The following is an 18,490-nucleotide window of genomic DNA, read 5'->3' as shown; positions in this document are numbered from 1 at the left end:
CCCGGTGCCGCCCGGTCGCCAGGGGCGGCCCGTCCGCCGTCCGCCGGTCCGTTCCGTCGGGCGGCGGCCCGGTCCCGTACCGCGGTGGCCCGCTCCTGCGCCGCGGCCGCCCGGTCGGACGCCGCGGCGGCCCGCTTCCGGGCCTCGGCCACCCGGTCCCGCGCGTCGGCGGCGCGCCGCCCCCACTCGGCGTCGGCGGCCCGGTCGCGTGCGGCGTCGGCCCGGCGGTCCCGCTCGGCGGCGGCCTGCCGCTCCCGGGCGGCCTCGGCCTGCCGGTCCCGCTCGTCCTCGGCCGGCAGGTCCCGGCCGAGCCGGGCCAGCAGCACGCCGGTCAGCACCCCGGCGGTGATCGCGGGATCGGCGGCGTGCGGCTGCTCCGCCTCGCCGCGCCGCGGCGGCGGCATCCGGCAGACCCGGGTCAGGAGGGTGTCCAGCACCGGCGCGGGCAGCCCGGGCAGCAGGTCCCGGACCCGGCCGTCCAGCTCACGGTGCAGTCGCCCCAGGTCGTCGGCGCGCGGCGGGTGCCCCAGCAGCTCCCCGGCCAGGTCGCGCAGCAGCGGCGGCGCCAGCGCGGCCAGGCCGAGGCCGACGTCGGCGTGCGCGCGGCGCAGCTCGCGGTGCAGCCGGTCCCGGTCGCCGGCCCGGACCCCGCCCACCACCCGACGCAGCAGCTCCCGGGAGTCGCCGACCCGCTCGTCGGGCTCGTCCGGCGGCCCCTCCCGGCCGCCGGTCAGCTCGGCCACCCGCACCGACCACCAGCGGCGCAGCTTCACCTCGCCGGGCGGCTCGGGCGCCGGAGCGACCGGGGCCGCCTCGCGCGGCGCGTCGTGTGCCGGCCGGCGTTGCTGCCGCTCCGGCCCGGGCGCCGGCGCGCCGTCGGGGCCCAGCCCGATCGCCGCCAGGTACGCCGACAACTGCTCCTGCGCGACGCGCAGCGCGTAGCCGACGGTCTCGGCGTGCTCGGTGGCGGCGGACAACTCCGGCACACCCATCGGGTCGGCCGACTCCTGGCGCACCCAGCGCAGCCGCTCGGCGGCCAGCCCGAACTTCTCCAACGCCAGGGCGAGCTGGGCGAGCGGCAGGTCCTCGGCGGCGGCGCGGACCTGCGCGCCGATGTCCTCGACGATGGACACGGCCCGGCCTCAGAGCGTCGCGACGTAGAGCTGCGCCTGCTCGACCGCGACGAGTGTCGCGGCGAGGCACTCCTCCAGCTCCTGGCTGGCCTGGGTCAGCGAGGACTGGGCCGCCTCGACCGTCTCGTGGCCGCTGCCCTCCAGCGCGCCGGCCAGTGTCTGCTGCGCCTCGGCCAGCTTCTCGCCGGCCGCCTGCACGGCACTCTGGCCGTCGCCGATCTGTTGGAGCGCGACATCGATGGCTGCCTTGAGCTCGGCGACGCTCGCCACGGCGAAACCTCCTGGGGGCGGGGAGGCCTCCATTAGAGCCTATCGGTTGCGGCGGGAGAACATCCGCCCTGTCAGTGTTCCTGCCCCGCTGACCGGTTGTCGACCGGAAGCGCCGCGAGTCCGGTTAACGGGACTGGCCGGAGGGCTCGGTCCGGTCCCGCAACCAGCGCGGGCCGTACACCTCGGCGCCCAGTGCCGCGACCCGTTCCCGCAGCTCACGGTCGGCGGTGACGACCAGCCGCCGGCGCTCCGGCGCGCCGGCGACCAGCTCGACCGTGGCGTCGTCCCCGGACCCCGCCGCGGCGACCACGCGGACCCCGGCCGCGCTCGGCACGTTCCGCGCCCGGCCCTCCACCACGAGCACCACCTCCACCGGGGCCGGCAGCTCCGGGGGCAGCCCGTCGTCGGCCACCCGGACCAGCGAGTCGCGCAGCCGGGCGGTGGCGCCCGCGCGGTCCCGCCACCAGCCGTCCGGGCGGGAACCCACCACGTTGGCGGCGTCCACGATCAGCAGCGGCGTCGGTTCCATGCCGCCAGCCTGCCACTCCGCCCCCGTCGCCACGTCGCCGGCGGCAGGTGTACGGACCGGGGCCCTTCCCTCCGCGTACGCCCCGCCGGCGGCGTGCCGGGCGTACGCGGGTTGCCTCGGCGGGCGGCGGCGTTTGTCGGGCCGGCCGCCGGGTAGCCCCTGGCGACCGTGCCGCGCCCGAGCAGCGGAGGAGACATGATGGGACCCGGTGACTTCGGCTCCGACCCGTGGGACGAGTTCCTGGCCCGGTACTTCGGCCGGGGCGAGGGCGGGCGCCGACCCGCGCACCGGGTCGACATCACCCGGCTGATGACCGCCGACGCCCGGGAGATGCTGGCCGACGCGGCCCGGCGGGCCGCCCAGCGGCAGAGCACCGACCTGGACACCGACCACCTGCTGTGGGCGGCACTGCAACGCGAGCCGCTGCGCGACCTGGTCCGCCGCGCCGGCGCCGACCCGGACACCCTGCTCAACGCGCTCGGCGGGCGCGGCGACGGCGCGCCCCGGGGCGAGGTGCCGCCGAACCTGTCGCTGACGCCGGCGGCGAAACGGGCGCTGCTCGACGCCCACCAGTTGTCCCGGGCGATGGGGGCGAACTACATCGGCCCCGAGCACATCCTGATGGCGCTGCCGCTGAACCCGGAGTCGCCCGCGGGCCGGATGCTCGCCGCCGGCCGGATCCAGCCCGAGTCCCTGCAGGCGGCCAGCGCCGAGCGTGGGCCGATGGCCGGTCCGAAGCCGGACCGTGGCACCCCCACCCTCGACCAGTACGGCCAGGACCTCACCGACCTGGCCCGCAACGACCAGATCGACCCGGTGATCGGCCGGGCCGACGAGATCGAGCAGGCCGTCGAGATCCTGTCCCGGCGTACGAAGAACAACCCGGTGCTGATCGGCGAGGCGGGCGTCGGCAAGACCGCGATCGTGGAGGGCCTCGCCGAGCGGATCTGCGACGGCGACGTGCCGCAGACGCTGCTCGGCAAGCGGGTCGTCCAGCTCGACCTCGCCGGCCTGGTCGCCGGCACCCGCTACCGGGGCGACTTCGAGGAGCGGCTGAAGAAGGTGATCGACGAGATCCGCGCGCACCGCGAGGAGCTGATCGTCTTCCTGGACGAGATCCACACCCTGGTCGGCGCGGGTGGGGCGGGCAGCGAGGGCGGCATGGACGCCTCCAACATGCTCAAGCCCGCGCTGGCCCGGGGCGAGCTGCGGGTGATCGGCGCGACCACCCTGGACGAGTACCGCAAGAGCATCGAGAAGGACGCCGCGCTGGCCCGCCGGTTCCAGCCGGTGTTCGTGCCGGAGCCCAGCGTGGAGGACACCGTGGCGATCCTGCGCGGCCTGCGGGACCGCTACGAGGCGCACCACCAGGTGCGGTTCACCGACGAGGCGCTGGTCGCCGCGGCCGAGCTGTCCGACCGGTACATCACCGACCGGTACCTGCCGGACAAGGCGATCGACCTGATCGACCAGGCCGGCGCCCGGGTCCGGCTGCGCACCCGCACACCGGCCTCCGACGTGCGCGAGCTGGAGACGCAGCTCGACGACGTACGCCGGGACAAGGAGCAGGCCGTCGCCGACGAGCAGTACGAGAAGGCGTCCACCCTGCGCGACCGGCTCGCCGAGCTGGAGGAGCAGATCCGCCGCGCCCGGGGCGACGAGGGCACCACCTCGCAGGTGCCGGCGGTGGGGCCGCAGGAGATCGCCGAGGTGGTCTCCCGGGCCACCGGCATCCCGGCCAGCCAGCTCACCGAGGAGGAACGCGACCGGCTGCTGCGCCTGGAGGGTTATCTGCACGAGAAGGTGGTCGGCCAGGACGACGCGGTCACCGCGGTCGCCGAGGCGGTCCGCCGCTCGCGGACGGGGCTGGCCGACCCGGAACGGCCGATGGGCAGCTTCCTGTTCCTCGGGCCGACCGGCGTCGGCAAGACGGAACTGGCCCGGGCCCTCGCGGAGGCGCTCTTCGGCGAGGCCGACCGGATGGTCCGGGTGGACATGAGCGAGTTCCAGGAGCGGCACACGGTGAGCCGCCTCGTCGGCGCCCCGCCCGGGTACGTCGGCTACGAGGAGGCCGGCCAGCTCACCGAGGCGGTGCGCCGCCGCCCGTACGCGGTGGTGCTGCTCGACGAGATCGAGAAGGCCCACCCGGACGTGTTCAACATCCTGCTCCAGGTGCTCGACGACGGCCGGCTCACCGACAGCCAGGGACGTACGGTCAACTTCAAGAACACCGTGCTGATCATGACGAGCAACCTCGGCTCGGAGCTGATCACCGGCACCCAGCGCGCGGTCGGGTTCGGCGCCGGCGCGCCGGGCACCGACGCCGAGCGCGAGGAACTGCGCGAGCGGCTGATGCGCCGGCTCCAGGAGAACTTCCGGCCGGAGTTCCTCAACCGCATCGACGAGGTGATCATCTTCCGTCGGCTGGAGGCCGAGCAGCTGCGCCAGATCACCGAGCTGATGCTGGAGGAGACCCGCCGCCGCCTGCACGCCCAGGACATCGAGGTCGACTTCACCACCGCCGGCATCGACTGGCTCGCCGAGCACGGCTACCAGCCGGAGTTCGGCGCGCGGCCGTTGCGCCGGGTCATCCAGCGGGAGGTGGACAACCACCTCTCCAGGATGCTGCTGGAATCGGCCATCTCGCCCGGCCAGAAGGTCGTCGTCGACGCCCGCGACGGCCGACTCGCCTTCGACGTGACCGCCGGCGAGCGCGGATACACCGCGGCCAGCACGTCCCATCCCCGATGACCCGGAGGGCGGACATGACCGAACCCGAGGAGACCCAGGAAGAGACCGACCGCACCGATCCGATCCTGGCGCCGCCGACGGCGAACCCCGCCCGGGTGCAGGTGCCGCCGGAGGGCCTGGGCCAGCAGCAGGGCGACGAGCCGGAGCCGGTGGCGTCCGACCGTCACCGTCGAGAGGAGGGCTGATGGTACGCGAGCAGCGGCTCGATCCCGAGGTGGAGGTGCTCTGGGACGACTTCCACGCCCAGGTGAACGTCCCGTCGGAGAAGCTGCGGCAGTGGCTGCTCACCCGCGGCTCCGGAGAGGAGGCGTTCGGGCCGAACCCGGACCTCGACCTGCCCGCGCTGGGCCGGGAGATCCTCAAGGTGCTCACCAAGCGCAAGGTCGACCTCACCCCGGAGGACATCAAGGTGATGCAGGACGCGATCGACGAGATCGAGAACCTGCTGGAGGCCAAGCCGGACCGCGGCAACGCCGACGACGAGTGGCGGCACTCGCTGCTCGACCTGGGTCACGACGTCCTCGTCGAACGCTGAACCGTCCCGTCGACACGCGGGCCGGCGGCGCCCCGGGAACACCTCCCGGGCGCCGCCGGCCCGTGTGGTCAGCCCTGGTCGCTCTCCAGGCTGCCGATCGTCAGGCCCGCGGCGTCGGCCGCCGCCTCGCGGTCGGCGCGCGTCTGCTCCTCCCGGGTGAGCAGGGTGGCGTACTCCGTGACGTCCGCCGGGTCGGGCACCTCGGGCAGGCGGCGCAGGAAGGCCTCCACGTCGCGGGCGGCGGACGTGTGCGCGGCGGCCGCCTGCCGGAGGATCTCCCGGTCGTCGGCGGCGGGGTAGAGATCGGTCATGCCCGCCAGATACCCGACGTCACGCCGTTCGCACCCGGTCCGTCCCGGCGGCCGTCAGCCCCCGCGCCCCGAAGCCCGGGTTGCGCAGCAGCCAGGACAGGTATTCCGGATGCGCCGCCAGCGAGTCGGTGTACGCGGCCAGCGCGGTCTCCAGCACCACCTCGGCGTCCCCGGCGGCGGGGGAGTCGGGGTGCCAACCGAGCATCAGCCGCCAGCGCAGCGGGGTCCCGGCCAGCATCCGGGTGACCAGCCCGGCGACCGGGCGGAAGGTGGCCTGGCACAGCGCCACCGCCTCGCCGGAGTCGACCATGTCGATGCACACGCGCACGTCGGCCTCGTACAGCTTGCGGGGGGTGAAGCCGGCGCGGGCGCAGGCGGCGGCGAAGCAGTCGCCGAAGCAGCCGTCGCCGGGCGCGGCGACCCACTGCTCGCGGCGCAGGTCGGCCAGGGGCACCTCGGCCCGGCCGGCCAGCGGATGCTGCTCGGGCAGCATGACGAGCACCGGGTCGACGGCCACCTCCCGCCAGCTCAACCCGTACTCGGCCGGCGGCGCGGCATCGCCGCACACCCCGATCAGCGCGAAGTCCAGCCGGCCGCCCGCGACCAGGTGGGTCAGCTCCTCCGCCGACCAGGAGGCGTGGGTGGTGATCTGGGCCGGTGGGGGATCGGCGGCGAGCCGGTGCACGAGCCGACCGAGGATCGGGCTGTTCACCCCGCCGAACCGGTAGCGCCGGGGGGCGTCCCCGGCACCGGCCAGCCGGGCCGCCTCGTCCTGCAGGCCCTTCATCGCCGGCAGCAGCACGCGGGCCCGGGCGAGGACCAGCTCGCCGAGGACGGTGGGCCGGGCGCCGCGGCGGTCCCGTTCGAACAGCGGCCCGCCCAGCGTCCGCTCGATGCGCTGGAGCTGGGCGGTGAGCGCCGGCTGGGCCAGGCCGAGCGCCGAGGCCGCCTTGGTCACGCTCCCCGTCTCCGCGATCGCGCAGACCACCCTCAGGTGACGCAGCTCCAGATTCATAGAGTGACGGTATGACCCCGCAGCGGCTGGCGGAAGGCCCTGGACGGATCAACACCTTCCGATGTTTGCCGGACCGGTGGCCGGGGCGCCCGGCGGGGAAGCCGGCGGCTCAGCTCGACGGCGGCTCGGCCAGGTCGGCGAGGTAGGTGGGGCGGCCGGTGACGGCGTCGCGCACCTTGTCGACCACCCCCACCGCCGGCTCGACGACCCGGTTCCAGGGCGGGGTCGCCGGCGTGCCCGGGTGCGGTCGGGTCGGGGCCGCCTCCTCGGCGATCTCCAGCCGGTTGCCCAGGCGGATCAGCTCCTCGGGGCTGGCCACCTCGCGCAGCGCCGCGACCAGGGCGCCGACCTCCTCGACGTGGCGGCGGACCCGCGCGTCGACCTCGGCCAGCCCGTCGTCGGCGAGCCCGCCCAGGGCGGTCAGCAGGGCCGCGTCGTCGGCGAGCGCCCGGTCCACCCGGTCGGCGGCGTCGGGCAGCGCGGCCCGGACCGTGGGCAGCAGGTACTGCTCCTCGGCGGACAGGTGCCGGGACAGCGCCGCCGTCAGCACCTCCAGCCCCCGTTCCGGGGCGGGCTCGGGGTCGGCGTCGGTGAGCCGGCGCAGCAGCTCCCGCAGTTGCCGGTGCTCGGCGTCGACGATGTCGGCGATGCTGCGCCCGCCCGGCCGGAAGGTCTCGTCCTCTCCGGTGGGCGGCAGCGGCGGCAGCGGAACGGTCATGGTGCCCTCCTCGGGCGGCGGGCGGAGCACGTGGTGGGGGTGCGGTCGCGACCGGCGGTACCCGACCGCGCCGGCGGCGAAACCGGGCGGCGGTACCCGCCCGCCCCGGCGTCCCCGCCCCGCCGCGCCACAGGGGCGGGACGGGGCGACCAGAGCGGAGCGGTCGGCTGGTATGAAGAAGCGATGACGAGCGACCCCGCCTCCGCCCTTCCCGACCCCACCGACGAGGTCGTCGGCCTGTGCCGCGACCTCCTGCGGATCGACACCACCAACACCGGGGACAACGACACCAGCGTCGGCGAACGCGTCGCCGCCGAGTACGTGGCGGAGAAGCTGGCCGAGGTGGGCGTCGAGTCCGTCATCCACGAGTCGGCGCCGGGCCGCGCCAACCTGGTCGCCCGCATCCCGGGCGCCGACCCGAGCCGCGGCGCCCTGCTGGTGCACGGCCACCTCGACGTGGTCCCCGCCGACGCCGACGAGTGGTCGGTGCACCCGTTCTCCGGGGAGCTGCGCGACGGCTACCTGTGGGGCCGGGGCGCGATCGACATGAAGGACTTCGACGCGATGGTGCTGGCCGTGGTGCGGCACTGGCAGCGCACCGGGGTGCGCCCGCCGCGCGACATCGTGCTCGCGTACACCGCCGACGAGGAGGCCGGCAGCGACTACGGCGCACACTTCCTCGTCCAGCGGCACCGCGATCTCCTCGACGGCTGCACCGAGGCCATCGGTGAGGTCGGCGGCTTCTCCTACTCCGTCAACGACGAGCAGCGGCTCTACCTGATCGAGACGGCCGAGAAGGGCATCGACTGGCTGCGCCTGCGCGCCAAGGGCCGGCCCGGGCACGGCTCGATGGTGCACGACGACAACGCCGTCACCGCGCTCGCCGAGGCGGTGGCCCGGGTCGGCCGGCACCGCTTCCCCGTGGTGGTGACCGACACCGTCCGGGCCTTCCTGGAGGAGGTCTCCGACCTGCTCGGGATCGAACTCGACCCGGAGGACCCGGAGACCGCCATCGCCAAGCTGGGGCCGATCGCCAACATCATCGGCGCGACGATCCGCAACACCGCCAACCCGACCCGGCTCGCCGCCGGCTACAAGGACAACGTCATCCCCGGCCGGGCCACCGCCACCATCGACTGCCGCAGCCTCCCGGGGCAGTCGGAGCTGCTGGAGCGGCAGCTGCGCGAGCTGGTCGGCCCGGACATCGTCATCGAGTACATCCAGCGCCAGCCCGCGCTGGAGACGACGTTCGACGGCGACCTGGTCGACGCGATGTCGGCGGCGCTGCGCGCGGAGGACCCGGGGGCGCGGCCGGTGCCGTACATGCTCTCCGGCGGCACCGACGCCAAGGCGTTCTCCCAGCTCGGCATCCGATGCTTCGGCTTCGCGCCGCTGCGGCTGCCCGCCGACCTGAACTTCTCCGCGCTGTTCCACGGCATCGACGAGCGCGTTCCGGTGGACGGACTACAGTTCGGCGTGCGGGTTCTCGACCGGTTCCTCCGCACCTGCTAGCCCCCGTCCGGAACGCCAGTGTTCCGCCGGGGAACCTCCCCATCGTGAAGGGACTGACCCACATGACCGACCAGCACGGTGAGCTGGACGCCGCCCTCGAGCGCGTGATCGATGCGGCCCGCCACCACCTGGCCGCCGTCCGAGCCGCGCAGGGCCGCGTCGACGACGACGACGTCTGGCAGGCGTACGTCGCCCTGAACAACGCCTCCTTCGCGTACGACGAGCAACTCCTGGACGCCTTCGGCGAGGTCACCCCCTGGGACGTCGAGTCGATCGACCCGGACGAGGCCGACGAGCGCTTCGGCGGGGAGGGCGTGGAGCCCACCGACCCGCACCCGCGGGTCATCTCGGTGCGCCAGCGGCGCGACTACCGGGTGCCGAGCGTGTCGGCGCTGATCCGGGTGGCCGAGGCGGCCCGCCGGGAGGGCACCCCGGCCGACGACGAGCCGGCACCCGTCGAGGGGGTCGGTGAGGCGGTGCTGGAGCTGCTCCAGAGCGGCGACGGCTCACTCGGCGCGCTGGACGTGCCGGAGCTGGAGCCGCTGGACGGTGTGGTGATGGTCAGCGAGGTCGGCACCCCGGTCGACCTGGAGTCCTTCGACGACGACGACCCGGTCGGCCCGTTCCAGCCGGCGCCCGACGACCGGCTGGTGGGCCGGCTCGACGAGCACCCGTTCCTGGAGCTCGACGACGAGCACGACCACGCCCACTAGCGAGCGGTGACGCCCCGGGGCACCCGGCAGTTCGGCCGGGCCCCGGGGCGTCCGCGTACCGGCGGTGCCGCCGGTGATCAGTACGACAGGCCCGGCTGCGGCTGGTTGACCCGTCGGCGGCGCAGCACCACCTGGCGCGTGCCGTCGCGGAACAGCCGTACCCGGGCCAACTCCCACCCGGAGAACTCCGCCTGGATCGCCAACTGCGCCGCGGCGGTCAACCGGTCGACGTTCGGCGGCAGCCGCAGCGGCGCGTACTCGTAGTCCATGAGCCCTATGCTGCCCAGCGCGGAGGCCGTCCGCCACCCCCTCGCCGGTGACCCGCGCCGCCGTCCGACGCCCGGGTGTGACGTGACGCACCCCGGGGCCGCGGCCCGTCGTCGCCCCCGTACCCGGCCGGTCCACCCGACACCGGCCGGTCCCGACACCGTCCCTAGTCGAGGGGCGCGCTGTCGACGGGCGGGTTCGCCGCCAGCAGGGCGGCCAGCGCCGGCGGCGCCAGGAGCAGCGTCCGCGGGGTGCCGGCGTCCACCGCCAGCCCCCACGCCGGGTCCGGCCAGTCGGCGAGCAGGTCCGCGCAGGGCACCGCGACGAACGGCACGCCCGACCCGGCGAACGCGGTCAGGGCGTCCGGCGTGGTGAAGACGGGCAGCAGCGGCGCGCCGGACGAGTCGGTGACGACCGTCCAGGGCACGTCGCGGTCCGGGCCCGGCTCCGCCGCCAGCGGTACGCACACCGTCGCGGTGGCCAGGACGCCGAGGTACGCCGGCAGGTCCCGCCGCGCGACGGCGTCGCCGAGCAGGTCCTGCACCGTCCGGCCGCCCACCGCCGACCCGCCCCCGACGGCGGCGGTCGGTCCGGACCCCGGGCGGGCCGACCCGTCCCGGGCGTCGGCGGTGGGGGGCTCGGTGCCGTCGGTGGGCCGGTGGGCCGAGGCGGCGGTCGGTCCGCTCCGCTCCGGCCGGTCCCCGGCGGGCGGCTGCGGGACGGCGGGAACGGGCGGGGGCGGCGGTGCGGCTGGCGGGGCCACGGGCACGGCCGGGCCGGCGGGCGGCGGGACGGGCGGCGCGGCCACCGGGGCGACGGGCACGGCCGGGCCGGCGGGCGGCGGGACGGGCGGTGCGGCTACCTGGGGCCGGGGTTGCGCCGGGCGCGGCAGGGTCGGCGCCGGCCGCACCCGGGGGCCGGTGGGCGGGAGGATCTGGCAGGACAGCGCGTCGGGTTCCGTGGTGAGCACCGCGGCGGCGGTCCGCGCCACGAACCCGCTCCACCAACGCAGGCCCTCGGGGGTGCGCGGCGTCTCGTGCCACCAGCCGCCGGCGCCCCGCGGCGCCTGCCAGCCGAGTTCCGCGAGGTGCCGCTCGTCGTAGGCCGGGCAGATCCCCCGGACCCGGTTGCGGCGCACCATGAGGTGCAGCCGGCGGGGACCCGCGGCGAGTTCCAGATCGGTGTCGTGGTCGCAGCGGGACAGCGTGTCGTGGAGCTGGGCGACGACGTCGGGCCAGCCCGGCGACGTCATGCCGGCGGCCCCGGGAGACGCCCGTCGAGTCGCCCGAGCCGCCCCATGGCCTCCTCCAGCCGGCCCAGCGAGGCGAAGTCGCCGGGGGTGCCGAAGATCTCGCCCAGGCCCGCGCCGAGCGTGACGTCGAGGCCCTCGGTGCGCTCGCCGAGCTGCTCCGCCGCCGCCGTCCGGGCCTGCCGGTACGCCGCCAGCACCATCGCCGCGAGGTTCTCCGTGCCCACCCGCAGCGCGGTCGGCGCGAAGCTCAGGTCGGTCAGTTCGCCGGTGGCGTCGACGGTCGCGGACACCAGTCCACTGTCGTCGGTCGCGGTGCTGCTCAACTCGTCCAGGTCGTCCCTGAGACCGGCGAAACGGCGTTCGATGTCGGCGAGCCGTCCGGCGAGGGCGTCGAACGCGGACAGCGGGTCGGACATGAGAACCTCCCGGGCACAACGCCGGTCCGGGGTGGCGACCGGCAGCCGCATGATCGTATCGTCGTCGCGCCGGGCGACGGGGAGGAACGGCATGGGGGACATCGACGTCGACGTGCAGGCGGTACGGCGACTGGAAGCGGCGGCGAAACAGGTGGCCACCTCGCTGACCGCGCTGGAGAGCCGGATCGCGTCCGCGGGCGACATTCCCGACGGGGCGTTCGGGCACCTGCCGTTCGTCAGCGACCTGCTCCGCGAGAAGTACGCCGAGCAGGTCAGCGGCGGCATGGAGCTGTTCCGGTCCGGCCACGACGCGTTCGAGCGGGTCGGCGGGGCGCTGAGCGGGACGGCCGAGGCGTACGAGCGCAACGAGCAGGACATCGACGCGTCCTTCCGCGCCATCGGCACCGGCATGGCCCGGTGAGCGGGCCGGCGGGAACCGCCGTCGAGCTGTGGAACGGCATCGACGGCGCACTCTCCAGTGTGGACAAGGCGGTCGACAGCGTTTGCCGAGCCCTGGCCTGGCCGCTGATCCAGCTCGTCGACCTCGTCGACGGCGAGCCGGCCGCGCTGCGCGCCAAGGCCGCCGAGTGGGACGCCCTGGCCGCCCAGGTCCGCGAGCTGGCCACGGGACACCGCGGCGTACGGGAGGCCGTGCGGGCCGGGTGGCGCTCGCCGGCCGGTGAGGCGTACGGGCGGCGGCTGGCCGAGGTCGAGCAGCAGTTGCTGGACGTCGCGGAGCAGTTCACCGCCACCGCCGAATACCTGCGCGGCGTCGCCGACGCCCTGCAGACCGTCCACGACGTGCTGGTCGACATCTGCGTCGAGTTCGTCAACTTCCTGCTGGTGACGCTGGTGACCGCGCTGCTGATGGCGCCGTTCACCGCCGGCGCGTCCTGGGCGGCCGGCGTGGCGCTGGGCGTCACCCGGGGCATGATCGCTCTCGCCCGGATGCTGAAGATCATCCGCCCGCTGGCGGCGCACCTGCAGAAGGTCATCCGGCTGCTCCAGCGGGTGCTCCACCACCTGCGCAGGCTGCGCAACCACCTGGACAAGCTGGTCGACAAGCAGAAGGCGCTGCGCGCCGGCCAGAAGTACGCCGACAAGCGCCGCGCCGCCGGCGACCCCGACAAGTGGTTCCACAAGTTCACGGACCCGGCGAAGGGCAGCTGGAAGCTCGGCAAGTCGGGCACGCCGTTCGACATGAGCACCTTCGAGCGCGTCGGGGCGCTGCGGGCGCACGGCATGGCCGACGGGGCGCGGATGATCGGCCGGGACTTCGTCACCAACCTGCCGTGGAACGTCCCGAACGCGGTGGTGCACGGCGCGACCTGGGGCACCGTCGCCATGGTCTCGGGGCTGTCGGTGCCCGGCACGGACCAGCTCGACGACAAGGTCGACGGGGCGGTGGCGGGCGGCGCCGAGTGGATCGACCAGAATGTCTTCGGGCAGCCGGCGGAGCAACCGGCCGGCCGGTGAGGGCCGATCGAGGGGGTGGGGCGTGACCGGTGCCCGGGGTCGACTCGGCCGGCTGACCGACGCGGTGCTCGGTGGGGCGCGGGCCGCCCGCGACAAGGCCCGCGAGCTGCGCGACGAGTTCCGCACCAGCGACGAGCCGGAGCGCGCCCTGGTCGCGCCGCTGCTGCCCGGCGAGGAGATCCGCTACGTCGGCCTGGCGCCGGTGCGGGCGCCGGAGAACCACCGGGCGGGCGACCAGCTCGCCGACCGGGTGAACGCCGAGCTGGCTGAGGCGCTCGACCCGCGCGCGCTGTTCGGGCTGCTCCACGTCGTCAACCCGGTCGCGTGGGTGGACGCCGTGATGACGCCCGTGCGGGTCGTCGCGGGCGTCCTGCTGCTGCCGGGCAGGGCGTCCGTCCTCGCGGCGGGCAGCCCGGAGGCGGCCGAGACGGACGAGCCGGGCCCGGCCGCCGAGCCCCGGCAGCCGCTGCCGCTCACCGCCGAACAGGAGGCGTTCCGGGCGCTGTTCCGGCTCAGCCGCTACCGGCCGCTGGCCGACCAGCTCGCGGAGATCGCCTACCGGCGGCGGTACGTCTTCAGCGGGGACCTCGCCACGCTCGCCGGCAGCCTGCTGCTGTTCCTGGAGCGTTACACCGGCACCCCGCTCGCCGTCACCGACACCCACCTGCACCTGTTGCGGATGGGCCGCCGCCCCGACCCCGATCGGGAGGACCGTCGCCGCCCCCAGGTGCTGTGGAGCGTGGACCGGCGGCGCATCGCCCGGATCGATTCCGACCACGGCGCAGCCCGCCTCATGCAGTTCCCGTCCACCATCGTGTTCGACGACGGCTCCTGGATCCGGGTCGTCAACCCGGCCACCCGCGACGACCAGGCGCGCTTCCTCACCGCCGTACGCGACATCCCCGGTCGGCGCCCCACGGCCTGAGCCGGCGGCGTCCGCCGGAGCGGCGCGGACGCCGGTGTCCTGCGTCGCAGCAGGTCAGCCGTCGCGCTCGGGGTAGCCGACCGGTACGGCCGACACGTCGTCCAGCGCGGTGATGATCTCCTCCGGCAGCGTCATCCGCTCGACCTGGAGCGCGCCGAGCAACTGCCCGACCGTTCGCGCGCCGAGGATCGGGGCCACCACCCCGGGCCGGTCGCGGATCCAGGCCAGCGCCACCTCCAGCGGCGAGACCCCCAGCCCGCCGGCCGCGGTGGCGACCGCCTCCACGATGCTGGAGCAGCGCGGCTCCAGGTAGGTGGCGACGAACCGTTCGAAGTGCGGCGAGGCCGCCCGCGAGTCGGCGGGGCGGCCGTGCCGGTACTTGCCGGTGAGCACCCCGCGGCCCAGCGGCGACCAGGGCAGCACCCCCAGCCCCAGGGCCTCGCACGCGGGCAGCACCTCCCGCTCCACGCCCCGCTCCAGCAGCGAGTACTCCACCTGCGCGGCCACCACCGGGGCGCGGCCCGGCCAGGCGGCCTGCCAGGCGGCCGCCCGCGCGGTCTGCCAACCGGAGAAGTTCGACACCCCGACGTAGCGGACCCGGCCGCTGGCCACCGCGTGGTCCAGCGCCGCGAGGGTCTCCTCCAGCGGGGTGTCGGGGTCGTAGCCGTGCACCTGGAACAGGTCGACGTGGTCGGTGTTGAGGCGGCGCAGCGAGGCGTCCAACGTCCGCAGCAGGTGCCCCCGGGAGCCGTCGCGGCGCCGGCCGCTGCCCGGCCGCAGCCCCGCCTTGGTGGCGATCAGCAGCTCCTCGCGCGGCACCAGGGTGCCCAGCAGCGACCCGATGACCGACTCGGCGTCGCCGTCGCCGTAGACGTCGGCGGTGTCGATCAGGTTGCCGCCCGCGTCGAGGTAACTCTTCAGCTGGGCGGCCGCATCGTCGGCGTCGGTGTCCCGGCCCCACGTCATGGTGCCGAGCGCGAGCCGCGAAACCGCCAGCCCGCTTCGGCCGAGCGGTCGCTGTTGCATGGGTGAACCTTATTTCGAACCGGGCCGCGCGGACATCCTCGCTCCCGTCAAGTCTGCCGGGCGCGTCGTGTTTCCGACCGCCCGGGTCGGCCCCGGGGTTGCGGTGAGCCGGTGATCGGGGCGTCCTCCCGCATTGCGTAACCTGATGCGACTTGTGGTGCGGATGGGGGAGGACCTTAGTGCGACTCGGGCTCAGCCTCGGATACCAGACGGCGTGGAGCACGCCGGCCGATCACCTGGCTCTCGCCCAGGAGGCGGACCGGCTCGGCTACTCGGTGGTGTGGGCGGCGGAGGCCTACGGCTCCGACTCGCCGAGCATGCTCGCCTGGATGGCGGGGCAGACGGAACGGATCGACGTGGGCAGCGCGGTGATGCAGATCCCCGCCCGGACCCCGGCGATGACCGCGATGACCGCGGCCACCATCGACGCGCTCTCCGGCGGCCGGTTCCGGCTCGGCCTGGGGGTGTCCGGTCCGCAGGTCTCCGAGGGCTGGCACGGGGTGCGGTTCGGCAAGCCGCTGGCGCGGACCCGCGAGTTCGTGGACATCGTGAAGCTGGCCGTCGCCCGCAAGGAGGTCGCGTACGACGGCGAGTTCTACACGCTGCCGCTGCCGGACGGGCCCGGGAAGGCGCTGCGCCTCGGCTTCCACCCGCCGCGCGAACACATCCCGATCTACCTCGCCGCGGTCGGCCCGAAGAACCTGGAGCTGGCCGGGGAGATCGCTGACGGCTGGCTCGCCGTCTTCTACGCCCCCGAGTTCGCCGAGGAGCAGCTCGCGTCGGTCCGGGCCGGGCGGGCGAAGGCGGGCAAGGAACTCGCCGGCTTCGACGTTGTCCCGTCCGTGCCGGTGGTGGTCGGCGACGACGTCGCGTCCTGCGCCGAGCTGGTCCGCTTCTACGCGGCCCTCTACGTGGGCGGCATGGGCAGCCGGCAGCAGAACTTCTACAACCAGCTCGCCACCCGGATGGGTTACGGCGACGCCGCCCGCGAGGTGCAGGACCTCTACCTGGCCAAGCGGCAGCGTGACGCCGCCGCGGCGGTGCCGATGGAGTTCATCGACCGGACCTCGCTGCTGGGCCCGAAGGAGCGTATCGCCGAGCGGATGCGCGAGTACGCGGCCGCCGGCGTCACCACCCTGTCGGTGACCCTGTTCGCGGCGGACCGGGACAGCGGCGTGCAGACGCTGCGTACCGTCGCCGAGGCGCTGGAGCTCTCGGGAGTCGGCGAGTGACCTGGGTCGAGGCCATCGTCCTGGGCATCGTCCAGGGACTGACCGAGTTCCTGCCGGTCAGCTCGTCGGGGCACCTGCGGATCACCTCGGCGATCTTCTTCGACCGCGACGCCGGGGCGTCGTTCACCGCGGTCACCCAGCTGGGCACCGAGGCGGCGGTGCTGATCTATTTCGCCAAGGACATCTGGCGGATCACCCGGACGTGGCTGGTCGGCATCCGGGACAAGTCGGTCCGCTCCAGCCTCGACTACCGGATGGGCTGGTACGTGATCGTCGGCTCGATCCCGATCGGGCTGTTCGGCTTCCTGTTCAAGGACCAGATCCGCACCGCCGGCCGCAACCTCTGGCTGGTGTCCACCACGCTGATCGTCTTCGCGTTCGTGCTGGCGTTCGCCGAGTACTGGGGCCGGCAGAGCCGCACCCTGGAGAACTTCCGGATGCGCGACGGCGTGGTGATGGGCTTCGCCCAGGCGATGGCGCTGATCCCCGGCGTGTCCCGCTCCGGCGGCACGCTCACCGCCGGGCTGCTGCTCAACCTCACCCGGGAGGCGGCGGCGCGCTACTCGTTCCTGCTGGCCATCCCGGCGGTGGTGATGTCCGGGATCTTCAGCGTCGGCGACGTCTTCGAGCCGGCGGCCCCCGGCACCTCCGTGCCGAGCGTCGCCCAGATGGTCGTGGCCACGATCATCGCCTTCGGCGTCGGGTACGCGGCCATCGCCTGGCTGCTGCGCTACGTCGCGCACCACACCCTGTACGTCTTCGTGCTGTACCGGGTCGCGCTGGGCACCCTGGTGCTCGCCCTGTTGATGACCGGCACCATCAGCGCCACCTGACCGCTCGCGGCCCCGCCGGCCCCCGCCTCCGCCTCGTGTGGACGGGGGCCGGCCCGTGTCCGGGCGGGCCGGGCGGACCGTCCGCGAGGTCAGCGCCCGTCCGGTTCCTCCGACGGGGTGGCCCTGGGACGGGCGCGCAGGTGCGCCCGCTCGCCCTGCGTGCCGAACAGGCTGAGGAACTCGACCGGCTCGGCGTCGGCGGCCCCGAACCAGTGCGGCACCCGGGTGTCGAACTCGGCCGCCTCGCCGGGGGAGAGCACCAGGTCCCGCTCGCCGAGGACGAGCCGCAGCCGCCCGTTGAGGACGTAGAGCCACTCGTAGCCCTCGTGGGTCTGCGGATCGGGCTCCCGGCGGGGGCTGCTGACCGGGATCACGAGCTTGTACGCCTGGATGCCGCCGGCCCGGCGGGTCAGGGGCAGCATCGTCATGCCGTGCCGGGTGACGGGCCGCAGGTGGATGCGCGGGTCGCCGGTGGGCGGGGCGCCGACCAACTCGTCGAGCGTGACGCCGTGGGCCCGGGCCAGGGGGAGCAGCAGTTCGAGGGTCGGCCGGCGGGAGCCGGACTCCAGCCGGGACAGCGTGCTCACCGAGATGCCGGTCGCCGCCGACAGGTCGGCCAGCGTGGTCGCGCGCTGCCGGCGCAGCGCGCGCAGCCGGGGTCCCACCGCGTCGAGCGCGTGGTCGAGATCGTCGTCCATGCCGCCAGTTTGCCAGCCCGGCAACACGACTTGCCACCCTGGCCGGCGCGGGGCCGGATACGGCGGCCACGGCGGACGCCGCGTACGCCCGCCGCCGGGCGCAGGATCATAGGGTGTCACCGTGGCGACCCTTCTGCTTCTGCGACACGGCCGGACGACCGCGAACGCGGACGGCGGGCTGGCCGGCCGCCAGCCGGTCGAGCTGGACGACACCGGCCGGGCCCAGGCCGCCGCGGTGGGCGAGCGGCTGCGGCCGGTGCCGCTGGCCGCGGTGGTGACCAGCCCGCTCATCCGCTGCCGGCAGACCCTGGAGCTGGCGTTGCCCGGGGCCACCCCGACGGTGGAGGAGGGCCTGACCGAGTGCGGCTACGGCACCTGGGAGGGACAGCCGCTCAAGAAGCTGGCCAAGGAGCCGCTCTGGCCGGTGGTCCAGCAGCACCCGAGCGCGGCGGTCTTCCCGGAGGGGGAGGCGATGGCGGCGATGGCGGCGCGGGCGGTCGCCGCGGTGCGCTCGTGGGACGCCCGGGTCACCGCGGAGCACGGCCCGGAGGCGGTGTGGCTGGCGTGCAGCCACGGCGACGTGATCAAGGCCATCGTGGCCGACGCGCTTGGCGTACACCTGGACCTGTTCCAGCGGATCGTGGCCGACCCGGCGTCGGTGACGGCGATCCGCTACACCCCGCTGCGGCCGTTCCTGGTGCGGCTCAACGACACCGGCGGCGACCTGGCCGCCCTGGTGCCGCCGCCGCCCAGGCGACGCCGCCGGGCGGCCCGGGCGGCCGGCGCGGCCGACTCCGACGCGGCGGTGGGCGGCGGCGCGGGGGCAGGCCGGTGACGGCCCGGCGGCGGCCCACCGCCACGCCCGGGCCCGGCCGCCG

At 75.1% G+C, this 18,490-nt stretch carries 21 protein-coding genes and 1 pseudogene; 11 read left to right on the top strand and 11 right to left on the bottom strand.

Features of this window, described 5'->3' with window-relative positions; translation table 11 throughout:
* Positions 1 to 35: 35 nt before the first annotated feature.
* The 3 genes and pseudogenes from ABT006_RS08855 to ABT006_RS08845 form a co-directional block, all read right to left on the bottom strand.
* Positions 36 to 1,133: pseudogene (locus ABT006_RS08855) on the bottom strand (hypothetical protein); the annotation flags it as partial.
* A 9-nt stretch (positions 1,134 to 1,142) separates the two neighbouring features.
* On the bottom strand, positions 1,143 to 1,403 hold the full coding sequence (locus ABT006_RS08850) for a hypothetical protein (RefSeq protein ID WP_089000636.1): 261 nt from the start codon (positions 1,401 to 1,403) through the stop codon (positions 1,143 to 1,145).
* Between the two features lie 124 nt (positions 1,404 to 1,527).
* Complete coding sequence (locus tag ABT006_RS08845; RefSeq protein ID WP_350704397.1) at positions 1,528 to 1,932, bottom strand: hypothetical protein; 405 nt, start codon at positions 1,930 to 1,932, stop codon at positions 1,528 to 1,530.
* Positions 1,933 to 2,127: 195 nt separating this feature from the next.
* On the opposite strand from ABT006_RS08845, the gene ABT006_RS08840 reads away from it, so the two are divergent.
* From ABT006_RS08840 to ABT006_RS08830, 3 genes are read left to right on the top strand one after another with little or no spacing between them, the layout of a single operon-like run.
* Positions 2,128 to 4,683, top strand: coding sequence for an ATP-dependent Clp protease ATP-binding subunit (locus ABT006_RS08840; RefSeq protein WP_350704395.1), 2,556 nt, complete (start codon positions 2,128 to 2,130; stop codon positions 4,681 to 4,683).
* A 14-nt stretch (positions 4,684 to 4,697) separates the two neighbouring features.
* Positions 4,698 to 4,868, top strand: coding sequence for a hypothetical protein (locus tag ABT006_RS08835; RefSeq protein ID WP_350704394.1), 171 nt, complete (start codon positions 4,698 to 4,700; stop codon positions 4,866 to 4,868).
* Positions 4,868 to 5,218, top strand: coding sequence for a DUF3140 domain-containing protein (locus ABT006_RS08830; RefSeq protein ID WP_350704392.1), 351 nt, complete (start codon positions 4,868 to 4,870; stop codon positions 5,216 to 5,218). Before ABT006_RS08835 ends, ABT006_RS08830 begins: the two co-directional genes overlap by 1 nt.
* A 68-nt stretch (positions 5,219 to 5,286) precedes the next feature.
* On the opposite strand, the gene ABT006_RS08825 is transcribed toward ABT006_RS08830, so the two are convergent.
* The 3 genes from ABT006_RS08825 to ABT006_RS08815 all read right to left on the bottom strand — a co-directional run bounded on the left by ABT006_RS08825 (position 5,287) and on the right by ABT006_RS08815 (position 7,262).
* Positions 5,287 to 5,529 (bottom strand): hypothetical protein, encoded by a 243-nt coding sequence (locus tag ABT006_RS08825; RefSeq protein ID WP_350704390.1) that lies wholly within the window; start codon positions 5,527 to 5,529, stop codon positions 5,287 to 5,289.
* 19 nt (positions 5,530 to 5,548) lie between these two features.
* On the bottom strand, positions 5,549 to 6,544 hold the full coding sequence (locus ABT006_RS08820) for a LysR family transcriptional regulator (RefSeq protein WP_350704388.1): 996 nt from the start codon (positions 6,542 to 6,544) through the stop codon (positions 5,549 to 5,551).
* A 109-nt stretch (positions 6,545 to 6,653) separates the two neighbouring features.
* Positions 6,654 to 7,262: a hemerythrin domain-containing protein gene (locus ABT006_RS08815; RefSeq protein ID WP_350704386.1), complete on the bottom strand. Its 609-nt coding sequence runs from the start codon at positions 7,260 to 7,262 to the stop codon at positions 6,654 to 6,656.
* Between the two features lie 183 nt (positions 7,263 to 7,445).
* On the opposite strand from ABT006_RS08815, the gene ABT006_RS08810 reads away from it, so the two are divergent.
* Together ABT006_RS08810 and ABT006_RS08805 are read left to right on the top strand one after the other, a co-directional pair.
* Complete coding sequence (locus ABT006_RS08810; RefSeq protein WP_350704384.1) at positions 7,446 to 8,774, top strand: M20/M25/M40 family metallo-hydrolase; 1,329 nt, start codon at positions 7,446 to 7,448, stop codon at positions 8,772 to 8,774.
* Positions 8,775 to 8,836: 62 nt separating this feature from the next.
* Positions 8,837 to 9,487 carry a hypothetical protein gene (locus ABT006_RS08805; RefSeq protein ID WP_350704635.1) on the top strand — a complete coding sequence of 217 codons (651 nt, stop codon included), beginning with the start codon at positions 8,837 to 8,839 and terminating at the stop codon, positions 9,485 to 9,487.
* Between the two features lie 77 nt (positions 9,488 to 9,564).
* On the opposite strand, the gene ABT006_RS08800 is transcribed toward ABT006_RS08805, so the two are convergent.
* From ABT006_RS08800 to ABT006_RS08790, 3 genes are all read right to left on the bottom strand, one after another.
* Positions 9,565 to 9,756, bottom strand: a complete 192-nt coding sequence (locus tag ABT006_RS08800) for a DUF5703 family protein (RefSeq protein WP_053655860.1) — start codon at positions 9,754 to 9,756, stop codon at positions 9,565 to 9,567.
* Between the two features lie 164 nt (positions 9,757 to 9,920).
* Positions 9,921 to 11,006 (bottom strand): SseB family protein, encoded by a 1,086-nt coding sequence (locus ABT006_RS08795; protein WP_350704383.1) that lies wholly within the window; start codon positions 11,004 to 11,006, stop codon positions 9,921 to 9,923.
* Complete coding sequence (locus ABT006_RS08790; RefSeq protein WP_350704381.1) at positions 11,003 to 11,473, bottom strand: YbaB/EbfC family nucleoid-associated protein; 471 nt, start codon at positions 11,471 to 11,473, stop codon at positions 11,003 to 11,005. The genes ABT006_RS08795 and ABT006_RS08790 overlap by 4 nt, the downstream gene beginning before the upstream one ends.
* A 40-nt stretch (positions 11,474 to 11,513) precedes the next feature.
* Between ABT006_RS08790 and ABT006_RS08785 the strand changes: the two genes are divergently transcribed.
* The 3 genes from ABT006_RS08785 to ABT006_RS08775 are packed head-to-tail and all read left to right on the top strand — an operon-like array spanning position 11,514 to position 13,823.
* Positions 11,514 to 11,843 carry a hypothetical protein gene (locus ABT006_RS08785; RefSeq protein WP_350704379.1) on the top strand — a complete coding sequence of 110 codons (330 nt, stop codon included), beginning with the start codon at positions 11,514 to 11,516 and terminating at the stop codon, positions 11,841 to 11,843.
* On the top strand, positions 11,840 to 12,898 hold the full coding sequence (locus ABT006_RS08780; RefSeq protein WP_350704377.1) for a WXG100 family type VII secretion target: 1,059 nt from the start codon (positions 11,840 to 11,842) through the stop codon (positions 12,896 to 12,898). The genes ABT006_RS08785 and ABT006_RS08780 overlap by 4 nt, the downstream gene beginning before the upstream one ends.
* A 22-nt stretch (positions 12,899 to 12,920) precedes the next feature.
* Positions 12,921 to 13,823 carry a hypothetical protein gene (locus tag ABT006_RS08775; protein WP_350704375.1) on the top strand — a complete coding sequence of 301 codons (903 nt, stop codon included), beginning with the start codon at positions 12,921 to 12,923 and terminating at the stop codon, positions 13,821 to 13,823.
* Positions 13,824 to 13,877: 54 nt separating this feature from the next.
* Here ABT006_RS08775 and ABT006_RS08770 read toward each other — a convergent pair whose 3' ends face one another.
* Positions 13,878 to 14,849 carry an aldo/keto reductase gene (locus ABT006_RS08770; protein WP_350687314.1) on the bottom strand — a complete coding sequence of 324 codons (972 nt, stop codon included), beginning with the start codon at positions 14,847 to 14,849 and terminating at the stop codon, positions 13,878 to 13,880.
* Positions 14,850 to 15,028: 179 nt separating this feature from the next.
* On the opposite strand from ABT006_RS08770, the gene ABT006_RS08765 reads away from it, so the two are divergent.
* Together ABT006_RS08765 and ABT006_RS08760 are read left to right on the top strand one after the other, a co-directional pair.
* The gene (locus ABT006_RS08765) at positions 15,029 to 16,081 is read left to right on the top strand and encodes an LLM class F420-dependent oxidoreductase (protein WP_350704373.1); all 1,053 of its coding nucleotides are present in this window, start codon (positions 15,029 to 15,031) and stop codon (positions 16,079 to 16,081) included.
* The gene (locus ABT006_RS08760; protein ID WP_350704371.1) at positions 16,078 to 16,914 is read left to right on the top strand and encodes an undecaprenyl-diphosphate phosphatase; all 837 of its coding nucleotides are present in this window, start codon (positions 16,078 to 16,080) and stop codon (positions 16,912 to 16,914) included. Before ABT006_RS08765 ends, ABT006_RS08760 begins: the two co-directional genes overlap by 4 nt.
* An 89-nt stretch (positions 16,915 to 17,003) precedes the next feature.
* On the opposite strand, the gene ABT006_RS08755 is transcribed toward ABT006_RS08760, so the two are convergent.
* The gene (locus ABT006_RS08755) at positions 17,004 to 17,612 is read right to left on the bottom strand and encodes a helix-turn-helix domain-containing protein (RefSeq protein WP_350704369.1); all 609 of its coding nucleotides are present in this window, start codon (positions 17,610 to 17,612) and stop codon (positions 17,004 to 17,006) included.
* 121 nt (positions 17,613 to 17,733) lie between these two features.
* On the opposite strand from ABT006_RS08755, the gene ABT006_RS08750 reads away from it, so the two are divergent.
* The gene (locus tag ABT006_RS08750; RefSeq protein ID WP_350704367.1) at positions 17,734 to 18,447 is read left to right on the top strand and encodes a histidine phosphatase family protein; all 714 of its coding nucleotides are present in this window, start codon (positions 17,734 to 17,736) and stop codon (positions 18,445 to 18,447) included.
* Positions 18,448 to 18,490 lie beyond the last annotated feature (43 nt).

The sequence above is a fragment of the Micromonospora sp. NPDC002717 genome (assembly GCF_040295705.1).
Lineage (GTDB): Bacteria > Actinomycetota > Actinomycetes > Mycobacteriales > Micromonosporaceae > Micromonospora.
The sequence above is the reverse complement of the archived record's forward strand: the minus strand, read 5'-3'. Positions and strand labels throughout refer to the sequence as shown.